General features: G+C 49.9%; 19 protein-coding genes and 1 tRNA gene. 15 read left to right on the forward strand and 5 right to left on the reverse strand.

Translation table 11 applies throughout. The features are described from left to right. Window positions 1-225: 225 nt before the first annotated feature. On the forward strand, window positions 226-2,706 hold the full coding sequence (locus tag HG66A1_RS11350; RefSeq protein WP_145183519.1) for a PSD1 and planctomycete cytochrome C domain-containing protein: 2,481 nt from the start codon (window positions 226-228) through the stop codon (window positions 2,704-2,706). A gap of 75 nt (window positions 2,707-2,781) precedes the next feature. After that, window positions 2,782-4,269 (forward strand): DUF1501 domain-containing protein, encoded by a 1,488-nt coding sequence (locus HG66A1_RS11355; protein WP_145183522.1) that lies wholly within the window; start codon window positions 2,782-2,784, stop codon window positions 4,267-4,269. On the opposite strand, the gene HG66A1_RS11360 is transcribed toward HG66A1_RS11355, so the two are convergent. Together HG66A1_RS11360 and HG66A1_RS11365 are read right to left on the reverse strand one after the other, a co-directional pair. Beyond that, window positions 4,266-5,609, reverse strand: coding sequence for an arylsulfatase (locus HG66A1_RS11360; protein ID WP_145183524.1), 1,344 nt, complete (start codon window positions 5,607-5,609; stop codon window positions 4,266-4,268). The two genes, HG66A1_RS11355 and HG66A1_RS11360, sit on opposite strands and share 4 nt — an antisense overlap. A gap of 48 nt (window positions 5,610-5,657) precedes the next feature. Beyond that, the gene (locus HG66A1_RS11365) at window positions 5,658-6,641 is read right to left on the reverse strand and encodes a zinc-dependent alcohol dehydrogenase (RefSeq protein ID WP_232106803.1); all 984 of its coding nucleotides are present in this window, start codon (window positions 6,639-6,641) and stop codon (window positions 5,658-5,660) included. Window positions 6,642-6,812: 171 nt separating this feature from the next. On the opposite strand from HG66A1_RS11365, the gene HG66A1_RS11370 reads away from it, so the two are divergent. After that, a complete protein-coding gene (locus HG66A1_RS11370) occupies window positions 6,813-7,847 on the forward strand; it encodes a Gfo/Idh/MocA family protein (RefSeq protein ID WP_145183529.1) in 1,035 nt (344 codons plus the stop codon). Between the two features lie 17 nt (window positions 7,848-7,864). On the opposite strand, the gene HG66A1_RS11375 is transcribed toward HG66A1_RS11370, so the two are convergent. Then, entirely contained in the window at window positions 7,865-8,365 is a 501-nt protein-coding gene (locus HG66A1_RS11375) for an acetolactate synthase (protein WP_145183532.1), read from the reverse strand. A 300-nt stretch (window positions 8,366-8,665) separates the two neighbouring features. Here HG66A1_RS11375 and HG66A1_RS11380 point away from each other — a divergent pair, with 300 nt between their 5' ends. From HG66A1_RS11380 to HG66A1_RS11425, 10 genes are all read left to right on the forward strand, one after another. Continuing rightward, window positions 8,666-9,271 (forward strand): HAD family hydrolase, encoded by a 606-nt coding sequence (locus HG66A1_RS11380; RefSeq protein ID WP_232106804.1) that lies wholly within the window; start codon window positions 8,666-8,668, stop codon window positions 9,269-9,271. A gap of 233 nt (window positions 9,272-9,504) precedes the next feature. Further along, a complete protein-coding gene (locus HG66A1_RS11385) occupies window positions 9,505-11,247 on the forward strand; it encodes a hypothetical protein (RefSeq protein WP_145183534.1) in 1,743 nt (580 codons plus the stop codon). After that, on the forward strand, window positions 11,244-12,440 hold the full coding sequence (locus HG66A1_RS11390) for a hypothetical protein (RefSeq protein ID WP_145183537.1): 1,197 nt from the start codon (window positions 11,244-11,246) through the stop codon (window positions 12,438-12,440). The genes HG66A1_RS11385 and HG66A1_RS11390 overlap by 4 nt, the downstream gene beginning before the upstream one ends. 479 nt (window positions 12,441-12,919) lie before the next feature. Continuing rightward, on the forward strand, window positions 12,920-13,243 hold the full coding sequence (locus HG66A1_RS11395; protein WP_145183539.1) for a Flp family type IVb pilin: 324 nt from the start codon (window positions 12,920-12,922) through the stop codon (window positions 13,241-13,243). A 156-nt stretch (window positions 13,244-13,399) separates the two neighbouring features. Continuing rightward, entirely contained in the window at window positions 13,400-13,726 is a 327-nt protein-coding gene (locus HG66A1_RS11400) for a Flp family type IVb pilin (protein ID WP_315851638.1), read from the forward strand. A 171-nt stretch (window positions 13,727-13,897) separates the two neighbouring features. Next, window positions 13,898-14,197 (forward strand): hypothetical protein, encoded by a 300-nt coding sequence (locus HG66A1_RS11405; RefSeq protein ID WP_145183542.1) that lies wholly within the window; start codon window positions 13,898-13,900, stop codon window positions 14,195-14,197. A 122-nt stretch (window positions 14,198-14,319) separates the two neighbouring features. After that, window positions 14,320-15,318: a Flp pilus assembly protein CpaB gene (gene cpaB / locus HG66A1_RS11410; protein WP_145183546.1), complete on the forward strand. Its 999-nt coding sequence runs from the start codon at window positions 14,320-14,322 to the stop codon at window positions 15,316-15,318. A gap of 168 nt (window positions 15,319-15,486) precedes the next feature. Further along, a complete protein-coding gene (locus HG66A1_RS11415) occupies window positions 15,487-16,833 on the forward strand; it encodes a CpaF family protein (protein ID WP_145183550.1) in 1,347 nt (448 codons plus the stop codon). 57 nt (window positions 16,834-16,890) lie between these two features. Continuing rightward, window positions 16,891-17,823 (forward strand): type II secretion system F family protein, encoded by a 933-nt coding sequence (locus HG66A1_RS11420; RefSeq protein ID WP_145183553.1) that lies wholly within the window; start codon window positions 16,891-16,893, stop codon window positions 17,821-17,823. A 51-nt stretch (window positions 17,824-17,874) separates the two neighbouring features. Beyond that, window positions 17,875-18,885: a type II secretion system F family protein gene (locus HG66A1_RS11425; protein WP_145183556.1), complete on the forward strand. Its 1,011-nt coding sequence runs from the start codon at window positions 17,875-17,877 to the stop codon at window positions 18,883-18,885. An 88-nt stretch (window positions 18,886-18,973) separates the two neighbouring features. Here the strand turns inward: HG66A1_RS11425 and HG66A1_RS11430 are convergent, their stop codons facing one another. Further along, complete coding sequence (locus HG66A1_RS11430) at window positions 18,974-20,392, reverse strand: sigma-54 interaction domain-containing protein (protein WP_145183559.1); 1,419 nt, start codon at window positions 20,390-20,392, stop codon at window positions 18,974-18,976. Between the two features lie 643 nt (window positions 20,393-21,035). Here HG66A1_RS11430 and HG66A1_RS11435 point away from each other — a divergent pair. Continuing rightward, entirely contained in the window at window positions 21,036-22,430 is a 1,395-nt protein-coding gene (locus HG66A1_RS11435) for a hypothetical protein (protein ID WP_145183562.1), read from the forward strand. Between the two features lie 143 nt (window positions 22,431-22,573). Here HG66A1_RS11435 and HG66A1_RS11440 read toward each other — a convergent pair. Then, a tRNA-Cys gene (locus HG66A1_RS11440) sits at window positions 22,574-22,647 on the reverse strand. 445 nt (window positions 22,648-23,092) lie between these two features. On the opposite strand from HG66A1_RS11440, the gene HG66A1_RS11445 reads away from it, so the two are divergent. Beyond that, window positions 23,093-23,914: a hypothetical protein gene (locus tag HG66A1_RS11445; RefSeq protein WP_145183565.1), complete on the forward strand. Its 822-nt coding sequence runs from the start codon at window positions 23,093-23,095 to the stop codon at window positions 23,912-23,914. Window positions 23,915-23,950: the final 36 nt, after the last annotated feature.

A 23,950-nucleotide genomic window follows, 5' to 3' on the forward strand; every position in this document is an offset into this window, starting at 1 on the left:
CTTTGAGTTACAGACAGACTACTTTCGAGGGTGTCGCCTCAGATTGCGGAAGAAAATGAACACAAATCACTGCGAGGGAAATAACTTAGGTTAGTTTATTGTTGAATTGACATTCATTTATGGAATGATTGAGAATAGAATGAATTGAACTGTGAGTTACTATGACATCTGGAAATTGCTGAGATCATTCCATGATCACGCCAATGTCGGGAGAGAGAAATCTAAATGCCGGAATCCAGTCGCTTGAGAAACAGACCATGTTCAATAAAGTTACTCCTCTGGGGGATTCTCCTCAGTTTCACTTTGGGCTTCACTGCAGAAGTCGATGCAGAAACGAAGACCCCTGCTAAGTCCCCTTCACAGCCTCCCGTGGATTTTACCCAGGAGATCCAACCACTGCTGGCAAAGCACTGTTATTCCTGCCATGGCCCTGATGTACAGGAAGGGGGGCTGCGGCTGGATCAAAGTGATGAAGCGTTCAAAAAACTGGAATCGGAAGCAACGGCAATTGTTCCCCGGCATCCGGAACAGAGTGAATTGATTGCCCGGATTTCCCCCCGGGATGATGGACTGCAGATGCCCCCGGAAGGAGAGCAGCTCAAGCCGGCCCAGGTGGAACTGCTGAAAAACTGGATCTCCCAGGGCGCAGAATGGAAAAAACACTGGGCCTTTGAGCCTCCCCGAAAGCAGGCACCACCCGCCACCCAGAACCAGGAATGGGTTCAAAATCCAATTGATGCGTTCATCCTGAGAAAACTGGAACAGAGGGGGCTCTCCCCTGCACCACCTGCAGACCGGGTCGCACTGATTCGTCGGGCATATTTTGATCTGACCGGGCTGCCTCCCACTCCCGAGGAAGTCGATCAGTTTGTCAACAATCCTGCTCCTGATGCCTACGAAAAATTAATTGACCACCTGCTGGCTTCACCTCATTACGGAGAACGCTGGGCGCGGCACTGGCTGGACCTGGTTCGCTATGCAGATACCAACAGTTATGAACGGGATGGTAACAAACCCAATGCCTGGCGATTCCGGGATTATGTCATCCGTTCCCTGAACGAAGACAAACCCTACGATCAGTTCATTAAAGAACAACTGGCAGGGGACGAACTGGATCAAGTGACTAATGATTCCATTATTGCCACAGGCTATTATCGTCTGGGGCTCTGGGATGATGAACCGGCTGACCCGCTGTTGAGTTACTACAATGAGCTGGATGATATCGTCACTACAACCAGTCAGGTGTTCCTCGGGCTGACACTGAACTGTGCCCGCTGTCACGAACATAAAATCGATCCGATTCCCCATGAAGACTATTACCGCTTTATGGCGTTTTTTCATGGTCTGAACTCATACGGAATTCGCTCCGATCAACTCTCTTTTAATCAAACCGATATCACGGGGACGAAGCTGGTAACCCGCTACGCAGAGCTCGACGAAAAACAGGGTGAGCTGAAGCAGAAAATGCGTGCGATTGAAGAGACTGGTATTAAAAAGATGTCGGGCGTCGATCAGCGGCGTTCTGAGACCAGGGAACGCAAAAAGTTACTGGAAGAAAAACTGGCGCAGTTCCTGGAGCCTGCTCAGATGCAGGACTATCAGAAGATGCAGGTGGAAATGCAGAAACTGAATGCGGAGCGGAAAAAACTGCCTCCCCGCAAGATGGCACTCAGCGTCAGACGCAGCCTCAAAGAACCCCGGGAAACCTTCGTTCTACTGCGGGGAAATCCGCACGTGAAAGGGGATCCGGTTCAGCCCGGTTTTCCCGAGATCTTCGGCGGTGAGCAGGCGACAATTCCCCAACCCTCGGCGGAGCAGAAAACCTCCGGTCGCAGACGCGTGTTGGCAGAGTGGATCGCTGACCAGGATAACCTGCTGACATCGCGGGTCATCGTGAACCGGATCTGGCAGCATCACTTTGGTCGAGGAATCGTGCAGTCACCCAATAACTTCGGACAGCTGGGGGTCCCGCCGACACATCCAGAGCTGCTGGACTGGCTCTCCCTGAAATTTAACGATGAGGGACAGCGGTTCAAAGCCTTGCACAAGCTGATCATGCTGTCAAATACCTATCAGATGTCCTCTCAATTCTCCGAAGAAGCGGCTGCCGTCGACCCGGCCAATGATCTGTTCTGGCGGTTCAATATGCGAAGATTGAGTGCGGAGGAAGTCCGCGACAGTATCCTGGCGGTCAATGGACGCTTGAATTCAAAAATGTATGGTCCGGGCTTTTATCCACAGATTTCTAAAGAGGTCATGCAGGGACAGTCAAAACCGGGACAGGGTTGGGGAGATTCGTCTGAAGAAGAACGGGCGCGGCGAAGTGTCTATATTTTCGTCAAACGTTCGCTGCTGACTCCCCTGCTCTTCAATTTTGACTTTGCCGACACCGACAGCAGTTGTGCAGTGCGGTTTGTGACGACCCAGCCGGCACAGGCTCTGGGGATGATTAACGGTGCATTCGTTAATAGCCAGGCGGAACACCTGACCGAACGACTGCTCAAGGATGCGGGACCGGAATACCCGGCGTTCGTAGCACGGGCAATTCGCCTCGCCTATGGTCGTCAGCCCCAGCCCGGTGAGGTGGATCGGGGAGTTCAACTTATTCAGAGCCTGATAGACAAACATCAGTTATCTGAGAGACAGGCCCGGGATTATTTCTGCCTGACGATCTTAAATCGCAATGAATTTGTTTATCTCGATTAAGATTTTGATACTACGATATTGATAAAACGGGTTTGAGAGAGCCTGAGAGCGTATAAGCGTATAAAGGATCAGGATATGAGCTTAGAACAGCAACCCCAACAGCCAGCCGGACATGCCCAGTTTTGCCGACGAACACGGCGGGAATTCCTGTGGGAAGCGGGAGGCGGATTTGGTTCCGTCGCTTTAACCGGGATGTTGTCCGCGGATGGGTTTCTGAATTCACAGGCGGTCGCCGCTGACGGTGTAAGTCAGTTCCGCAACCCGCTGGCACCCAAAGATCCCCACTTCAAACCCAAGGCTAAGAGTGTGATCTTCCTGTTCATGTACGGTGGCCCGAGTCATGTCGATACGTTCGATCATAAGCCTAAGTTGTACGGTCTGGATGGGAAGACGATTCCCGTTAAAACCAAAGGACGCGGTGGCGAAAAGAACGAAGGACGCGTTGTTGGTCCCAAATGGAAGTTCAAACAGTACGGCCAATCGGGGCAATGGGTTTCGGATCTGTTCCCGCATCTGGCAACCTGCGTCGACGATATTGCATTTCTCAAGTCGATGACCGCGGATTCTCCAATCCATGGCTCAGCCATGTTGATGATGAATTCAGGACGCATCTTGAGCGGGTTCCCCAGCCTCGGCTCCTGGCTGAATTATGGTCTGGGAAGTGAGAATGAAAACCTGCCCGGCTACGTGGTGATGCTCGATCCGACAGGTGGACCGATCAGCGGTGCCAAGAACTGGTCCAGCGGTTTTATGCCGGCCACTTATCAGGGGACGACAATGCGCTCCAAGGGAGCACCACTGGTAGACCTGCGACGACCCGCGGGCATGAGCAGAGCCGTTCAGCGAGAACTGCTGGATGCGCTGAAAACGGCCAATGAAAAACATGAAGCAACCCGGGCGGGGAATTCGGAACTGGCGGCCCGGATCGCCAGCTATGAACTGGCTTTCAAGATGCAACAACACGCACCAGAAGCAGCAGATCTGTCTTCAGAGACCCAACAGACTCAGGATATGTACGGGCTGAACAATCCCCGGACTGCTGATTTTGGCAGACGCTGCCTCTTGGCCCGGCGTCTGGTCGAACGCGGAGTACGTTTTATTCAGCTCTACTCAGGCGGAAATCATAATGATGCCAACTGGGATGCACATGGAGACCTGGTTAAGAATCACAGCTATCATGCCGGGAATACCGATCAGCCGATCGCAGCGCTGATCAAGGACCTTAAAGCACGGGGCCTGTTCGATGAGACCATGATTGTCTGGGGAGGCGAATTCGGACGTCAGCCCACTGCAGAATACGCAAAAGGGACCGGCCGCGATCATAACTCCTTCGGATTCACCATGTGGACTGCCGGCGGTGGAATCAAAGGTGGGACTTCTGTGGGGGCAACCGATGAACTCGGCGCTGCCGCCGTGGAGAAACCGTTCCATGTCAAACGACTGCACGCGACGATCCTGCATCAGATGGGCCTCGACCCGAATCGTCTGTCTTACTTTTACGGCGGACTGGATCAGAAACTGGTCGGCGTTGAACATACCGAGCCAATTTCGGAAATCATCTAGTCCGCAGACTGGCTGGCTGCGATCTGCTGCTGCATACGTGCGACGATTTCGGGGTGTTCCTTAGCGAGATTGTGTGTCTCGCCGATATCAGTATCAAGATTATACAGTTCCAGCGGTTTACCCGGGCCAGTCTGGACGGCCTTCCATTTACCAGCCCGCAGAGCCACTTTGCCCCGATATTTCCAGAACATCGTCTCATGCGCCCGTTGTGACTGGCCCAGCAGTTCAGGCAGGTAGGAAATGCCATCAATGTTTTCTGGTGGCTTGATTCCCGCCAGTTCACAGGCAGTCGGCAGGAAGTCCCAGAAAGCACTGATGTGATCGGAAGTGGTACCTGGTTTAATCTTCCTTGGCCACTTGACAATCAGCGGCACCCGGATGCCTCCCTCATACAGATCGCGTTTGTATCCTTTCAGCGGTCCGTTAGAGTTGAAGAATTCCACCTGATGCATGCCCTCCTGATGGGGACCATTGTCCGAAGTGAAAAAGATGATGGTCTTGTTTTCCAGTTTGAGTTCTTGCAGCAGTTCGACCATCCGGCCCAGATCCCGGTCGAGGCGGGTCACCATCGCAGCGAAGCCTTTTTCAGGCTGAGGCCACTCGCGATCTTTATAATCGCCATATTCAGGGACTTCCATGCCATCACCGGTAGCGCGGCCCCCTTCATTGTTCGCGTGTGGAATTGTGTAATGAGCCTGCAGGAAGAAAGGTTTATCTGCATTTGCCCGGATAAAGTTGAATGCTTCGCGGGTCAGCAGATCATGCGAGTAGGTTTCGCGCGAGATCGAGACCCGTTTGTGAGGGCCCACCTTGTTTCCCGGCAGTGAAACTTCCTGTTCGTTGCTCCAGAGGAATTCAGGATAAAAGTTGTGCGCGTTGCCCTGATCCAGGTAGCCGAACCAGAAATCAAAGCCCTGCTTGCTGGGAACACCGGTTGACTCTGGAATACCCAGGGCCCACTTTCCTACGCCGCCAGTCGCGTAACCCTGTTCTTTGAGCAGTGAGGTGACGGTCGTTGTGTTTTCCGGGAAATAATACTGTTCATTCTGGCTAATCGGAGTGTGTCCCGAATGCTGACCGGTAAGCAGGACCAGTCGCGAGGGACGACAGACGGTGTGCCCCGCATAGTGGTTGGTGAACCGCATCCCCTGCTGGGCAAGCTGGTCGATATTGGGTGTCTTAATAATTTTCTGACCGTAGCAGCCCAGGTCGCCGTAGCCCATGTCATCTGCCATCACATAGATGATATTGGGGCGGTCTTCCGCTCGTAGACCAGTAGTCGTTAAAAGCAGACAGAAGATCATTACACACAGAACACGGCAGGGCTTGTCAGATATCATTATGATGGAACCTCAGAGTCAGGGGGATTCAATGATGTAATAGTTCGATTATGCCTGTTGTTTCGCAGGGAAATCAACGATGACTTTGATAGCCCCCTCCCTTCGATCGCGGAAGAGTTCGAATGCCTGCTGAATTTCAGCGAGAGGGAAGCGATGTGTGATAATCGGACCGACATCAATTCGGCCTTCAGAGAGCCATTGCATCGCCAGCGGAAAGTCACGGTTGAAATCCGGATTGATACTGGAATGAACGGTAATGTTTTTGAAAACCAGATCCCGTACCCGGAAATTGTCGATTGTCTCAGGGGGAACCCCGAAGACCAGGATCTGACCAGCCTGGCGACAGAGTTCGATACAGAGATTGATCTGCTGATCGGAGTGACCAACGGCTTCAATCACGATGTCGGGCAGTTCTCCCTTTAAAATTTCCCGGACAGCGGTAACCGGATCGCTATTCCTGTTACAAATCGTGGCGGTGGCGCCCATGCGGGGACTGACTTCCAGCCGGGATTCGAGTAGATCAATGCCGATGATCTGGCGCGCACCCATGTTGTTCAGGGCGGCATTCATAAGTTGTCCCATCGGTCCCTGTCCCACTACAGCGACGGTCTTGTCCAGCAGATTGGGAAGTTTTTTGAGAGCGAAGAGAGCCGTCCCCAGGGGTTGGGCCATCAATGCATGTTCCTCGGGAATGTTGGTCGCGATGGAAATGGTGCGGGATTCATCCAGCAGAAATCGCTCCTGCAGGCCCTGTTGCATCACGGGGACTGCTAATACACGGTCCCCTGCTTTCCAGCGGTTCCCATTGGTCGCGGTAACCGTGCCGATCATCTCATGTAGAGAGTGACCGATTTCAATTTCCCATTCGTCGGTGCCATTGAAATAAGGGAGATCGGAACCACATAGACAGGTGGTCTCGGGCTGAAAGATAATCTGGCCCGCACAGTCTGCAGGTGGAGAGGTTGGCAATTCGGGTTCGGGAACGTCGATGAGTTCAAGTTGACCGGGCGCGACGAGATGGCTTGCTAACAAAGGACTGATCCTGAAATATGTGACAGCTTCCTGTTCCAGAATCAAAGTTGCTTCTGGCAGGAACAAAGCGGAAAGGATATATTCATATAAAATATACGATGTCGATTCAAATGCAAAGTCTTGACCTCTGGTGGACTGCTTGGCCCCTGGAGAAACTGAAGGAATTCTGCGATGAGTAAACAGATCGATGTGGCCGTGCTGACCAATGAGACCGGTGCACACCTGGGTGCGTATTTCTCAGCTTTGAAAACGACCGAAGCCGTCAAGTCGGTCTTCCTGGCGGACCCGAGTGGAAAACAGGTTGATCTGGCACGAAAGGAACTGGGGACCAAGTTGAGCCAGGTCTATCCTCAGGCAGAAGCTCTTTTCCAGAATCATAAACCAGAGCTGGCTCTGGTCACGATGGAGGCTCGACAGGCGCCTGCTGCGATTGACCTGGCACTGGAACAGGGATCGCATGTGCTCTCAGAGAAACCCGCGTGTCTGAATGTGTCTCAGTTCGAGCCACTGGTTCAGAAGGCAGAAAGTAAGCATCTGAATTTATCGCTCGCCCTGGCCAATCGGACGAACCCGGAGATCCAGTATGCACGCACACTGATCCGGGAGGGGACGCTGGGAAAGATCTACGGCGTTGAACTGCAACTGCTGGCGGATCAGACCCGCTTAACCAGACCCGCCTATCATGGAAGCTGGTACGCACACAAGGATCAGGCCGGCGGGGGCTTTCTGTCCTGGCTGGCCATTCACTGGTTGGACCTGTCGATGTATCTGACAGGGGCGTCGATCAACGAGGTGAGCGGGTTTACGGCGAATGCCGGTGGTCAACCGCTTGATGTTGAAGACTCAGCAGCATTCGCCTTGCGTTATGATGCGGGATTTCTAGGGACTTTGACCGCGGGCTTCTATCTGAAGCAGGGATATCAGTCCATGATTAAAATCTGGGGAAGCAAAGGCTGGCTGGAGATGCTCCCCTTTGCCGATCGTCCGCTGGATTGGAGTGTTAATCACAACGGGAAGCTTTATCGTTTTGAAAAAACACTGGAGCCGCGCGGGTATACTCCCGCAGTGCGTAAGGCTGTCCTGGCGGCGGCAGGTGAATCAGAACCACTGCTCACCAGCCGCGAGAGTTTGAGAATTATTCAGACGATCTACGCCTGTTACGAGGCAGCCAGTACCGGTAAGAGGCAAGCCCTGCCCGGTTTGTAAGTCAGCCTCGTTCTGAATCAGAGCAGGTACTCGTCATCATCTTTGAGGTCTTTTTCAGTGATGATGCGATGCCCCTGTTCTGTCAGTGTTCTGATTCCCAGATCGATATCATCGACACACAGTGCAATCGCCCCTCTGCCATGTCTGCGATAGAGCAACGGATAAGTGTAGTCGATGTTGACCTCTGCCTGGAGCAATGAGAGACAGATTCGCATGTAAGGCTGCGTGTCATCTGGCAATTCGACACCGATGAGATCTTTTTCAAAGAAGGTATAACCTGAGAGCTCGAAGATCTCTCGGGCGCGCTCGTAGTTATCGAAGACGATACGGCTCATCGCGACGTCTACTGAATCGACAGTGCTCAAAGCAATGATCCTCAGGTCAAACTTTTCCAGAAGCTTTAGCAACTGATGGAGATAACCGACTCGGTTTTCCATAAACACACAGAATTGACGCAGGCAGGGCCACTCTTTGCCTGGTTCCCCCGAAGGGTAAGAGGATTGATTTTCATAATCCATCTGATTTTCTCCACGTATTGCAAAGCCAGTTCGAATGCCGGCACAGAAACAGCGTCCGAACCAGAGTTTGTGTACAGACAGGAACCAGGTCGTGTTACGTTCTCATCAAGTTCTTATCTTCAGGCAATTTAAGCAAATTATGCGATGTCGTCAATAAGAGGTGCCCGCTTCAGTGCTCTGAAAACAAATCGACCAGCACAGAGGTGAAAAAGGAGCCGATTTGCGTCTTGTGCATCTGGGGCTGAGATCATACAACTGGGGCGTTTAACTGCATTCTGACCAGAAATCCGGAGTCAAAAAGTGATTCGTACCTTTCTGTTTGATATGGGAAATGTTCTCGCCTTCTTTTCACATGATCGAATGTGTGAACAGATGGGGGCGCTTTGTGGGCGTACCCGCGAGGAAATTCAGACTCTGCTGATCGATTCGGGAAAACAGTGGGAGTTTGAACGGGGACAGTTGTCTGCCGAGGAATTTCATCAGTGGTTTGAGGAAGCAGCCGGCCAATCCATCTCCTATCCGGAACTGGTCCGGGCTGGATCCGATATTTTTGAGCTGAATGCGTCCATCGTTCCGGTCCTGGATACTCTGAAAGACCGCGGACATCGTCTGGTACTGTTGTCGAATACGTGTATTTCTCATTTTGAATTCATCTGGAATGAATACGAGGTCCTGCAACGCTTTGATGATTTCGCGACATCTTACAAGGCGGGCGCCATCAAGCCGGAACGGCCGATTTTTGATTTAGCACTCTCAAAGATCCAGTGTGCTCCGGAAGAAGCCTTTTACACTGATGACATCGCAGATTATGTCAATGCCGCTCGGGGGTTGGGGATACAGGCGGAAGTATTTACAGACACACCGACTCTGATTCAGCATCTCTCGGCCCGGGATATCCAAGTCTAAAATGTACCCGACGCTCAGGGTCTTCTTGCGTTTCTGATCTCATACAGCTGCTTTACAGATTGTTCATCAATTTAACGTGAACAGACAGCTTGACTACGCGCGATCCAGTTCTCTTCATCGCTTTGGAACATTGTTTGCGTAATAAACTTGGTTTTGCGGAACTGTACTCTGAAGTTCCGGTAATTGATCCGTCAATTCTGAAGTTGAGTTTATTTAAATCAGTGGACGCAAATATGTCGATCGACTCTCACCCCGGCACTCTGGAGCCTGAAACGACACTCGATAAAGGTCAGTTCTATCGAGAAACATTTTCCATGGGCTGGTCGCATCTGATTACATGCCTCTGGTTTGCCTGGCTGTTCTTCTATTTCGGTAACGTACACATCTTTTACTCAGATATCTGGGGACATGTATCGTACGGTGACTGGATCCTGTCACATCAAGGTCTGCCTCAATATGATCCCTTCCTGTCGCTGGCAGAGGGCGTGAAAAGTATTGACGCGGCATGGTTATCTCAGGTTGTGTTTGCGAAAGTCTACGAATTCTGGGGGGTACGGGGGCTTTCACATGTCTTTGCTTTGACAGTGTTTGCGACACACGTGTTGTTCTGGTGTGCTTTCTATATCAAAACGGGACGCGTCGGAGTGAGCACGCTCGGATCATTCCTGCTGATCCTGATTTCCTCCAGTCGGATTGCCATCATCAGACCGGAAATTTTCGGAACATTCTGCGTGGCGTTGCTCCTGGTGGTCATGGCCTGGTCTGAAAAATACGACCGCTGGCTCCCTTCCGCTGACGGTGACGAGGACGTTTCTGCAAGCAAAACTCCCACTCCCCTGCTTTGCAGTCTCTATCTGGGGATTCCTCTGATTTTCCTGGCTTGGGCAAATCTGCATGGTTCCTTTGTCGTAGGTCTGGCCATACTGGCGTTGCAGTTCCTGGGGCGGGCACTGGAAGTACTCTGGAGGACGAAGAGTCTGATTCAGGTCTGTACGGATCCGTGGGTTCGTCGCTGGCTGATTGTGACTGAGCTTTCAGTCTGCACCGCATTACTTAATCCTTACCATATGGATCTGTTTCTCAATTCCCTGCTCTTTCCGCGGAATCCCAACCTCAAAGATGTACTGGAATGGGAGCCACTGGAGTTTCGGGATGCAGAGGGAATCTGGTTCTGTATGGCCTGGGTGTTGATGCTGGGGCTCTACCGTCATAGTCGGGAGCGGGTCAGGACGGCTGATGTGCTGAGGATTGGTCTGCTCTCACTGTCTGTGATTATGGGCGTGCGGATGATTGGCTGGTTTTCGGTTATTTTTGTCTATGCCATGGTGAATCATCTGGCAACCGTGGTTCCCCGGACGACTCCAGTATACTTGAAGTCCGGTTCTGGAGAGAAAAAAACAGGTTCTTTCTGGGCACGCAGATCACTGGTTATGACTTCTGTGTGTGTCTTGATCCTCTGGTTTGGCTTCGCTTTTTCAAATATAGCGACCCCCCTGTTTGGTGGAAAACCACGCGATATCAACAAGGTCTACAGTGAAGGTACGCCGCGCAAACTGACGGAGTTTCTCAGGGCTTATCCACCTCAGGAACAGGTCTGGAACCCCCAGTGGTGGGGGGACTGGCTGGTTTGGGATGGCCCCAAAGATCTTAAGGTCTTCATGACAACCAACGCCGTGCATCTGGCTCCGCCACGCGTCTGGCGAGATTATCTGGGAATAGCGCGTGCGAATCGAGGTTGGCAATCAGTTGCAGAGAGATACAACGTATCGACCTTCATCGTACACAAAGAAAAGCAGGTTGCATTGGAAAAACAGGTTCGGCGTCTGAAAGGTTTTCGACCTGTCTATGAGGACGATCTGGCATTAGTCATGTCCCGTGAACCGGCACTGATTGAGGCAGCAAAAGCATCAGAAGCTACAGCTAAAGAGAAAGAATCTGAGCAGAAATCCGCTGCGACAGAAGAGGATCAGCCATGAGTTCACATAGAGCATCTATAAATAAAAAACTGAAAGTCGCAGCATTTTTATGTCTGCATATCCTGATCGTGGGAGCCGTGATTGGCTGGGCAGCCGTACGCTATCAGGACTGGGAGCGGGCCAAGGAACTGCCGGCACTGAGGCTCAATCCCTTGACGGTCAAACCGGAATATGATCGTCCCGAAATCGTTTCAGATGAAGACCTCGGGAAGGTCCTTTCCCGTCTGCGGCCGCAGTTTCGCGGTAAACAGCCCCGCATTAACTACGTGGATCATGCGCTGCGCTTCTGGGGACTGGAAGCGGTATTTGATGATCCCAAATCCCTGTCAGGAATTGAGATGCGCGATATCCTTCTGGATCATCGACAGTTTGGTCAGGTTTGGGGGGGCAAAACCAGGCCTCTACTGGTTCGAAACCAGAATGGTTTGCGGGCTCGCGTTCAAGAAGGGTTGGAAACTTCAAGCCATGAAGACCATACGCTGGCCACGCTGGCTGAAGTGGGGACACCCGTCGATTATCCGATTGTCCTCGCCCAGGGAGAAACAACACTGGCAGAAATGATTCAGGAATCACTGAAGTCCTTCAGTCTGAATCAGGTGGAATATGAGTGGTCGGCACTGGTGTTTGCTCTATTCTTGGATCACCCCCAAAGTTGGGTGACCAGCGAAGGTCAGCGGATCAATTTTGACGTAATCAGCGACCGGATTATGCGGCAAAAGCCAACTCAGGGAGTCTGCTATGGAAATCATAGACTGCATGCACTGGTTATGATTTTGCGCGTAGATGAACAAACTCCGATTCTGTCAGACGCAGGACGAAAGAAGGTCATAGATTATCTGAAGAGCATCACGGATCGACTGGTGAAATCGCAGTCTCCAGAGGGTTTCTGGGATAAAAACTGGGATGGAACCAAGCTGGATCTCTCGACGGAGCAGAAATTCACACCCCGTGCACGGCGGGTGCTGGCGACTGGTCATGCCATGGAATGGTGGGCTTTGGCTCCTGCCGAGGTCCTCCCTCCTGCTGAAACTCTGGAGAAGGCAGGAAAATGGCTGGTAGAAACCATTGAAAAGATGCCGGAAACCGAGATTAAAAACAGCTTCACCTTCCTGTCCCATGCTGGTAGAGCACTGGCTTTATGGAGAGGTAAATTCCCGGCCCAGGTCGCGCTGCCTCCGTTAACCAAAGATTGACGAATCTTGTCTCTTTGGTAGGCCATCCAAATCTCTGTATTGCATTCTGCGCTCTTCTTTCCCACAGGCCGTAGCTCAATCCTCGCTAGAAACAGGGTTAACACCTGCTGTGCACCTCTGGTTACACCGCTGTTTAAAGTGTTAACCAGCGTAAACACTTTCGGTTGCTGTATCACCTGCCAAGTGACGTTTGCCTGTAAATGTCAGGAAAACTAACAGAAAAGAGAATTGTACTGAAACTGGCGGATTGAGCAGGAGTGATTCAAAAACCGGTCGTTGGAAAAATGCACGGATTACGACCTGGTGTGAAAATAAGAAAAATATGCATGTGTGGTAAAAGTGGCACATGGTCTGCTGTGTTTTTGCAACGTCTGCGCCGGGCGTATGCAGACAAGTTAATTTACTGGATTGTTAACAGTCACATGATCTTGTGACGCATTCAGTATGCATTAACCATCTGATTAATGTGAGGAGTACGAATGAAGATGTTTCAGCAGTTTTGGAATGATGAAGCTGGTTTCGTCGTTTCAACAGAACTTGTGCTGATCGCTACTGTGTTGGTTCTCGGCATGATTGTCGGTTTGACCACACTGCGTGATCAGGTAATCGCAGAACTCGCAGACGTTGCAGCTGCAATGTCTAACAGCAACCAGAGCTATTCCTACTCTGGAATTACAGGCCACTCTTCCAGCACATCAGGATCACTCTTCGATGACAACCTGGATTTCTGTGACCAGAACACTGACACCAGCGGCACCTTCGTGCACTGCATCACTGTCATTGCAGCTACTACTGGTGAGTAGTTTGAATACAGCATCTGCCTGAGTTAACACAACTCGACTGTCAGGTGTTGTCCTCTGTTTCCCGCGGGAAGCAGCCATTACCTTCTGTTTCAATTTTTTATCACTATGTTCAAAAGAACTGACTATGTCAGTTTAAATGATACTTAAGGAGTTAGAATGAACATGCTTAATAAGTTCTGGAATGATGAGGCAGGTTTTGTTGTCTCATCTGAACTCGTGTTGATCGGAACGATCCTGGTATTAGGGGTTGTTGTTGGATTGGCCACCGTTCGTGATCAAGTCGTACAGGAACTGGGTGACCTCGCTTTAGCTATCTCAAACATTAATCAAAGTTACAGTTTTTCTGGCGTAACGGGACACACTTCCAGCGTATCTGGATCCCAGTTCGTTGACCAGACTGACTTCTGTGATACCAATGTCGATACCGCAGGATCTGAACCTGCTTGTATCAACGTCACAATCACTGCTCCCGTTGGTGAGTAGTACTGATACAGTTTGAGTTTTCAGGCTGGTTCCCGAGGACGCCCACTCGGGAACACCCTGAAAAACAGTATTTAAGAAGTTAGTACTGGATTGGCATATAAGATGCACCTGTTGGTGCGGTGACTGTAAAGCACGAGTCAGCATTCTCTCAAAGTCAGGATAGCAGCAGGAATGAAACTGTTAAGTCAATTTTGGTCGGATGAAGGAGGTAATGTCTCCGCATTCACAACGGTTTTAATGTTGACGATTCTCATCATCGGCATCATTCCCGGAGTTGCCACATTACGCGATCATATTGTCCAGAAGTTTGGTGATACAGCGGTGGCTCTGGAGAGCATCGATCAGTCTTACAGCTATACGGTAAACGGGGTAACAAGTCAGTATCATGACTCGGATACAGGGACGTTAACGGATCCCCTCAACGGTGCTCCTGCCGACCTGGATCTGACAATCGCTCCTACCGGAGAATAAAAGTAGAACCTGATCTGGAACGATCAGTAAATCAATCGAAACAATGTGTCATCCGTTGAGAGATAAAATCTTAAGCGGATGACTTGAAATTTTTTATAATCGAAGATTTCAGGGAAGTTAACGTGGCAAAAATTAGTCCAGGAACAATGACGGCAGCGATTTTCGCAATTCTTTTAGGCTTAGGCGCAGCTTATACGGTGAGACAGTTCCTGCATAAGCAACCGGGCCCTGTCGTGTTAGCAGAAGATCCACCAGCGAAACCACGGCAGGTCTTCATTCCCATCGCTTCACGAGACCTCGTACCAGGGCAGACTTTGTCACTGGATGATATCTCCATTTTGAAGATGCTCCCCGATCAGGTTGATAAACGATTCAAACCGAACGGCTTGCAACGAATCATGGCGACTGAATTTATTCAGGGCCGGGTGCTGAAATCGGAAATCAAAGCCGGAGAGCCTTTCCATACAGTTGATCTGTATGCAACAGGAATGGGCCCGGGGCTGTCCGATACTCTCGAGCCTGGTAACCGCGCTGTCACAGTTTCCATTCACAAAGTTGGGAATGTGGCCGGTTTCTCACGTCCCGGAGCAATTGTTGATGTGCTGTTCCGCTCACACGAAACAGATGGGATTCCTGAGACTACGATTACCCTGCTGGAAAAAGTACGCGTTCTGGCTGTAGATCAAACCTCTGTTCCCGGACACAAAGTAGGAATGGGAAGTAAAGATTCTGCTGACTATCCTGTTACTCTCGAAGTATCACCCGAACAGGGCAAAGTCCTCAAGGTCGTCGAGGATCATGGAGTACTGAGCCTGGCGCTGCGGAACCCCAATGAAAACACTGAAGTGGTTTCTGCTGGACGCTCGAGTGATCGCCTGACCTTGTCAAACATTCTGGGATTCATCCCCAATCAGCGTGTTTCCAGTATGGACATCTACCGGGGTGGTTCCTTGAACACAGTGCACTTTAAAGGAAATCGTGCCTACAAGAGCCAGAACTGGATCGACGCGATCGAAACTCCTGTTGCTTCAGAAGTGATTCCCTCAAGCAAAGCAACAACAACGATGAAGCAAAACGATAACAAGACTTCGGAGATTTCCGTTCCCGCCAGTGGACTTTAAAACCCGGAAAAGAATCAGCGCATCTACCGATGAGGTAATGATAGCCTGATTTTTCAGAATTCCTGGGTGATTGGCGCTGTTTTGGAGTCTGTTTTTATTGAAGTCCGTTCAGAGGGAGTCTCTGCTCCCGACTGATCGTGCTGGGAAACTATATCTGTAGGTTACGACATGGAATCACTTCGCACAAAAAAACTTTTTCTGGAGCCCGAAAGCTATCTTCCAGAAAACAGAGAGGCAGAATTGAACTTTCAGAAACAGAAAGTTCTGATTCATCAGGAGCTGGTAGATTCCCTCGATCTGTCAATGCTGGCTCAAATCTCAGAAAAAGAACTTTCTGGGGAAGTGCGAGCCGTTGCCACAGAAATCTGTGATGAGCATGCATCTGTTCTGGAGGGGATCGATCGAGAGCGGCTACTCGACGAACTGTTGAGCGAAGTCTTCGGGCTGGGACCACTTGACCAATTGATGGCGGATACGAGTATCAGCGACATTCTGGTAAATCACGCCTACGAAATTCATATCGAACGGAATGGTCAACTCGAAGAATCAGATGTCATCTTTGCTGATAATCAGCATCTGATGCGGATCATCCAGAGAATAGTCTCACGTGTTGGCAGACGTATCGATGAAGTGAATCCCATGGTAGATGCACGTCTGCCTGATGGATCCCGTATCAATGCAATCATTCCTCCGCTGGCACTGAATGGTCCTTCACTGTCCATTCGCCGCTTTGGTACTGTTCCACTGGAAATTGATGACCTGGTCGAGAAAAAGTCTCTAACTCCAGAGATTGTAGATTTTCTGGCAGCTGTTGTGGATTCCAGGATCAGCATGCTGATTTCAGGGGGAACTGGTAGTGGTAAAACCACTCTCTTGAATGCGTTATCCAACTTCATTCCTCGGGAAGAACGTTTGGTTACCATCGAGGATTCAGCGGAATTACTGCTGCAGCACAAGCATGTGGTTCGTCTGGAAACCAAAACGGAAAACACCGAAGGTGTCGGTGAAATTTCTCAGCGACAACTTGTCAAAAACAGTCTGCGCATGCGTCCGGACCGGATCATCATCGGTGAGGTTCGTGGAGCTGAAGCCTTGGATATGCTGCAAGCCATGAATACTGGTCACGAAGGCTCGATGACGACCATCCATGCCAATGACACTCGGGATGCCCTGGCTCGCCTGGAAATGATGGTTGCCATGAGTGGTTTCGATTTACCACTTCCTGTTATTCGCCAGTATATCGCAAATGGTATCGGCATCGTTCTGCATGGGGCTCGCCTGAAAGGGGGGCAACGCTGTATCACCCGTGTTTCTGAGATTATCGCTTTGAATGAGCGGGGAGATTACCAGGTCGAGGATATCTTTGGTTTCGAACAAACGGGCCTGGACGATCAGGGGAACGCTATCGGTCATTTTTATTCCACAGGTTACCGACCTGCATGTCTGAAGCGAATGGAAGCATCCGGGATCCGGCTGAGCGATCAGATTTTTGAGCAAAAAACGTTCAAAGCCTGATTGTCCTGGTTTCTGACACAAGAGTTTGAGTTTTACTGGTAGTGGAGAAAGTGGGAAGTGAACAGTTCATCGGTAGCATTATTGTGCTTTGTTGCAGTGACAGTAGCTGTTCTGGCTGTCTATCTTATCGTCCGGGATTTATCTGGAGTCAACAGGTCCAGTTCCGGTAGATTTGGGGGACGTCCCCGCCTGCGAAGAATTCCGAACGTTTTTGACCAGGAACCTGCCCGCAGTCTGCTGGGAAAGATCGACCAGCGTTTTGATCGACTCATTCTGGAAAATGGATCTGAGTTTACCCCCTTCTCTGCCTTCCTGATGATTGTCGCCTGTGGACTGGCCATTGGTGGTACGATCTTCGTTTATACCGATCTGCCACTGGCAGGAATTGCCGGGATGTGTGCCGGGATGGTAGCGGTCCTGATTGTTCTGCATCACCGCCGGAAAAAACGGATGCAGAGAATTCAGGAAGAACTACCCGAAATGATCGACCTGCTGGCCCGGTCAACACACGCTGGTGCCAGTCTGGAGCAGGCGATCGCTATTGTTGGAGAAGAGACCAGAGGTCCTCTCAGCTATGAGTTCAGACGATGTGCCCGTCAACTTGACATGAACATGTCGATTCCTGCAGTTATGAAATCTCTCTCCAGTCGAATTCAACTAATTGATCTGAAAATTCTGACATCCACATTAATGCTTTATCGCAAGACGGGGGGGAATTTACCCGCTAACCTGGAGCGAATGGCCGATGTCATCCGGGATCGTATCAATTACCGCCGTCAGATGCGGGCTTCTACGGGAGCAGGACGTGCTTCGGCAGTTTTAATGACCGTTGTTGCTCCTGTCGCGTTTGTCGTTCTGCTGGTCGCTTTTCCTGAGCATGTTTCTAATCTGTATACGGATCCGATCGGTAATATTCTGCTGATGATCGCCTTTGTGCTGGAAGTGGTCGGTATTTTCTGGGTCTCCGCCCTGTTGAGAACGGACTATTAAACTACGACTTCAATCTGCTGAAAAGCTGATCCAAATATTAAAGAGCCTCACATGTTTTTAGATCTCATCACAATCGCCACATTTTTGCTGGTCTGCTTTGTATTCTTCCTGGTAGGGGATGCGATTGCAGCTGGAAATCGTGCTGGTAGAAAAAAAGAATTAAATCGTGGAGAAGGTTCTGGAGGTTCGACGTATTCAGCCTCGCATGTTGGTGCGTTTAAACGTGCCATGGCTGGGGTAATTCCACAGTCAGATCAGGAAATCAAAAAGATTGAACTCGACCTGAAACGGGCCGGTTATTACAGGTCGACCGCCTTGGTTGAATATCTGGCGACCCGAAATATTTTGATCGTAATGGTATTGATCGGCACTGGTATTGGATGTGTACTTGCAGATCCGGGTACCAATTACCCCGAGATTATTCTGGTAGCAGGCTTACTGGTAGCAGGCAGTGGATATGGTTTGCCTCGAATCGTATTGCACAACCAGGCCAGCCGTAGAGTAAACCGGATTCAAAAAGGTCTTCCAGATGCACTTGACCTGGTCATGATGTGTCTGACCGGTGGTGTTCCATTGCGTACTGCATTAAAACGGGTTACCGAGGAAGTTCGATTTTCGCACCCTGATATCGCTGTTGAATTTGACATCATCCGGCGACATGCTGATGCCAATTCCATGGCCGATGCCTTGAAGCAGTTTGCCAGACGAATCGATGCACCTGATGTCAACACGCTGTCTCTGATGATTTCTCAGACAGAAAGACTGGGGACCAATGTATCTACCGCATTGATTGATTTTGCTGACGGGATTCGCCGAAAGTATCGTCAGCGAGCGGAAGAACATTCCAGCAAGACAAGTATCAAGCTGTTGTTTCCGGTTATCTTCTGTATGGCACCACCAATTTATATCCTGTTCTTTGCCCCTGCCGTGCTTGAATTACGAAACTTTCTGATTCGCGAGCATCGTCCTGGCGGGATTCTGGAACCTTCTACCTACGGTGAGACCATCAGCGCTACTTCTGAGAGCGTTCTGGAGCAGACTTCAACTGGCGGTAATCAGTAGGGGCGTCCGATTAAGCGACCTGAAATCGCACCAGACTCCTCACTGTAAACTCTACCCGTAGGAATGCACGTCAAATCAAGTGACTGATCTAGCTTTCCGTTTGCAGTTTGGTTTTGCCAGAATCCAGCATCCCATATTTGCGCATCTTCTTGTAAAGCCCGACACGACTGATTCCCAGGGCTTTCGCGGTCGCTGTTTTGCGATATCCGTTCTCAGAAAGCGATTTGAGCAACAGGTGCTTCTCATTGTGTGCAACCTGATCTGCCAGGGTTTGATTCTCTGTAGCGACTGACTGAATCTGAGAATCGCGCTGGACCTCCTGGAACAGATTTGGCGAAAATTCGTGTGTGGTCAGCTCTTCGTTACTTGAAAACAGGACGGCCCGTTGAATCTGATTTTTGAGCTCTCTTAAGTTGCCGGGCCAACTGTATTGCTTGAGAAGGTCCAGGACCTTGCGATGGATTTTCGTGACCGAAATCGCATGTTGCTGACAGCATTCCTTGATAAAGAGCAAAGAGAGGGGAATGATATCATTTGGACGTTCTCTCAGTGCAGGTAAGCGGAATTGCAGAACATTCAAGCGATAGTACAGGTCAGAGCGGAACTTGTTATTTCTGGTCAGTTCATCAAGCTCCACATTCGCGGCGACAATCAATCGCGCTTCAGAGATACGGGACTCGGTTGATCCTACCGGCTCGAACTGTCCGGTTTCTATTACCTTCAATAGCTTAGCCTGGTCCTTGGGAGACAGGATGTCGATTTCATCCAGCAGTAGTGTGCCCTTCCCTGCGGCTTCAAAGCGACCTATTTTTGATCGCTCTGCACCTGTGAATGAACCACGCAAATGACCAAACAGTTCGCTTTCGATCAGATCAGAAGGAAGCGCACCGCAGGCAATGTTCTGAAAGGGCTCATCCTTTCTGGGCGAGAGTTCATGGATCATGGAGGCCAGCGTGGTTTTTCCGGTACCGGTCTCGCCAATTAGCAGCAAAGTTACGTTGTGTCTGGCGATCTTCGAAATCTGATCGACAATCGGAATCATTTCCGGGGTATATGTAGTCACCTGCTTCCGATGATCAAAGATTTGGCGTGATTCAGGAAGGCTCTCTGGAATGATTTTAGGCTCAAGCTGTGAGAGCTCTTCTGCCAGCAGATTTAACTCTTCAGGCACTGGGGGGAATTCCAGATAGGCGTCCGTGATGAAATTCGCAGTTTCGACGTATTCGACCGGTAGAAACTGATCAAGAATGGTCACGACATTGACTGGGAATTCACATATTTCTCTCAGATACGATAACACAGAGCTGCGATCATCGGATTCAGAGGGTAAGTCGTGAGGTCTCAAGTCCAGATAAACAGTTGCCGGAGAAGCATTCTGGATCCGCTCCATTAGTTCAGGCAACGACTTCGCCAGACTGACCTGGCTATGAATCTGCTGCAGCAAGCCTGGTTTGAGGATGGCTTCTAATTTGGAGTCGAAAGTATAAATAATCCCCAGAGATGGCATCACAGCTCCTTTGTTCTCTTGGAAATAGACCCAGGCTGTGAGTTTGAGGATGGCCCGGATTCAGTTTTTATTTGCAATCAAAAAATCTGATTTAGTGATTCTATAGTTAAGATAGAATCACTTGCGTTGTTTGGGTGGAATATAGTGATTGCGATGTTGGGATTACGATAACAAACGTTATCACCAAAATCAAATATGTAATCTTGAGGAAATAGGAGTTCTTTCAGGTTGTTGGATCTTTCTAAACGGCCATATCCGAACTGCCAAGATGTGAATGTCGTAAGTGTATAAATGGTATTTGTTTATGTCGTGTAATTGGGTTGTCGTTGATGTGTTGACTGTTCTGCTGCCTGCTAAAAATGATTTGATCAGGTCGGAATCGTAAGAAATAATTCACTCTGATGAGACAGTCTTGAGAACATCACCGGTCCAGTTACTCCTGTCGTACCATTTTGCAGGTAACTGTCAGAAATACATCTCATGCTCATTGCAGCACCGGATGAGGAATTCGGAATCTCAAAGGCTGGGTTCAGTCGATAGACAAGATTAAGGAGAAGCTTGTCGGTTACAGCACGGATCGCTCTGAACAAATACAGTAGATCAATTTGATCTGCTTACTTCTTTTCTGGCGATTCTTTTACTGATGAATGATCGAACTCATTTTTTTCTGAGCTGTGGTATCCTGGTTCTGGTCGTCAGCCTGGCGTTGCGACCCCAGCCTTCAGAATTTCTATCCCCTGTCACGGCACAGAACTCAACCATCCAACCGGAAACATCTCTGGAAAGTATTCATCGCTTTCTGGAGATAGAAGAAGGCCTGGCAACAGTTTCACTGTCTCCAGCTGAGCTGGATTTGGCAGAAGTGAAAACAGTCAGACTCCCATCTAAGCCGGACCGGCGGGAATTCATTCCCATGAATGTGGTCCCCCTGCAGAAAAAGCAGGATCCTGTTCCCGCTTCTATTCCAGCAGCGGTTCCAGCTCAAAAGCCGCAGATCTACTCTCCAGTTGTTAAACGCATCTCCTCTCAGGAAAATCGACAATTACGAAAGTTCGAGTCCAATGCCAGTGATCTGATTGATCAGAGTTACGATTCCTTTTCCCGAGGCTTGATGACACTTTCGGATTATCAACTGGCACTGAATGTGGCCTATCAGGCGAGAATTAATGTGGCTGAACTTCGTGACGCTAAGAATGCCAGGGTCAGACTACTCACAGAAAAACAGGCCTTGCTTGAGAAAGCTGTGGAACAACTGCAGATGATGAATCAGCCCGCGGCCCAAGGCTGGTTTGGCGATGTCGTTCATGCCCGCTTAATTCTGGCTCAAAATAAATACGAAATCGCTACCGCAGCTGAAAATAAAGACCAGATGGGTTTTGCCTTGCGGGAGATCAATCGTCTTTCTGATCAGTATTATTCAGTACGAAAACAGGAGCTCATGGTCGGGGCTGCAGATCTTAATGAATACCGCCGTGCGTCCCGGGCCGTTTTTGTTGCGAACCTCGAAACGAACTCATTTGATAATCGTGAGGCAGACAACGATTCTAATCTGGCAGATTATATCCGTCGTCTGGAGAGGATTCAGGAAAATGTCGATCTCCTTTCAGAACGCGGCGCAGGTCTGGGACGAAAAGACCTTCTTGAACTGTCACAGGCTCAACTTGCGTATGTCCAGGGGAATTCCTATCGTCACCAGAAGGACGAGCGGATGAGCCGAATAAAGTTTGAACAGAGCCGGAAGCACGCACAAGAGGCTTGGGAAGTAAGAGTGAATGAATACTACCCCCGAGGTACTTCCGATTTGCATGAACTGACATCTGCCTGGATCATGTGGCGCTCTGCAGATGCAGAACTGAAACAGTTAGAGACAACAAAATCGAGTGAGACTGATCGAGAATTGCAGGCTGGACTGGACCAGATGTTGAATCTGAGCGGACAGATCCAGGATCGCAGAGGTCGTATGGCCAGCGACATTTCACTGGTCTATTGTCTGAAAGATGCAGAATTACTGGCCCAGCTCAAGCAGAAGTCGGAATAGCTTGAAGCAGAAAATCAGAACTCTTTCAAAACCTGACAGGCTGCAGTCTGTCAGGTTTTTTTGTGTCCGGGATCTAATTGTTCTGCGAAGCTGCCTTGAGGTATAAAAAAAGAGCCTCTCAATCAGGGAGAGGCTCTTTCGAGAGGCGCCGCCCGGATTCGAACCGGGGAATAACGGATTTGCAATCCGCCGCCTTAGACCACTTGGCTACGGCGCCTTGTCTAATGTTCTGTTTAAGACCAATAAGCTCTTGTCAGAAGGGAGCTTACAGAGTCTTAATGATTTAATCAACAGAAGTGATAGAATCATTATTCGACGATTTCTCAGACGAATTTGACCGAATCCTAATAACCAATCGCAGTTAGGTCAAGCATTCGGGGGCTGATCGGAATTTTTTTTATATCTCCCCCAGATTAACTTCCTCGAATGCAGGGAGTTGAAATGACATCTGATAAACTTTAGGGAGTTTTCGCCTGACGATCATTGCTTCTGGAAAACGAAGTGAGTCTGCTTGGTGGTATTCTCAATAGATTCCGTGTAGCATCAGAATTGCGTTTGAACGCTTCATCATTTTGAAACAGTTCAGCCGGAAATGGTTCAGGATCTGATCACTTCTTTCCGGAATGCGAATCACAGTTCTACACAGAAATCAGCGAAGTAAAATGACCGAACATACTGAATCCACCGAAAAACTGACAGAAGAACAACTGATTGACCGTGCTCGTGAGGCTTTGAGCGACAGCAGCTGGGTCATTGGAGAATGTGCCGCCCAGTGGACGGAAAAGTATGCCAAAGGCAGAACCGATGCCGATTTTGGTGCAATGGTTGGGCTGAGCGGCGATCAGATTTATCAGCGTCGACGGGTCTGGGAGACCTTCGGCGATGTGAAAGATCAGTATTCGAATCTGAAATGGTCCCATTACTACATTGCTCTGACTTGGGATGATGCTCCGGAGTGTCTCCAGTGGGCTGAAGAAAACCAGGCGACTGTTGCAGAACTGAAAGCCTGGCGACGCGCAGTGAACGGTGAAGATCTCTCTATTTCAGAGCCGTTCGAAGAGTATCCCTCGGACGCAGAAGTCACCTTCGTTTCAGATGAGCCAATCTCTGTCAGAGATCCCTCTGAATACGAGCAGATGGAGCGGGCCGGGATGGAACCGGGATCGCGTGAATCATCCGATGCAGCGGCTACAGTCGCAGGTCATGCCAGAGATGTTTCAGGCTCCGGCGGGGAATACAGCCCCTTCCGTTCAGGTGCGGCCTCCCCTGCTCCCAAGGGATCTGGATCAGAGACTGCGGTTGTTGCCAAACCGGAAATTTCTCCGGAGCAAGCCGTAAAACGCATCTGTTCTGCGGTGGAACGTTGTCATAAAATGCTGACTCCGGAAGTACAATCCTCGTTTGCAGAGTTGTCTCCCAAGTTGAAGAAGCGTTTTATTAAAGCGATCAGTGAACTCAATTCGGCCGCTGCCCGACTGCAGTAACGAAAACCGGGACAGAATTCACTGTAAGGTTTTATC

The sequence above is a fragment of the Gimesia chilikensis genome (assembly GCF_007744075.1).
In the GTDB taxonomy this organism is placed as follows: domain Bacteria; phylum Planctomycetota; class Planctomycetia; order Planctomycetales; family Planctomycetaceae; genus Gimesia; species Gimesia chilikensis_A.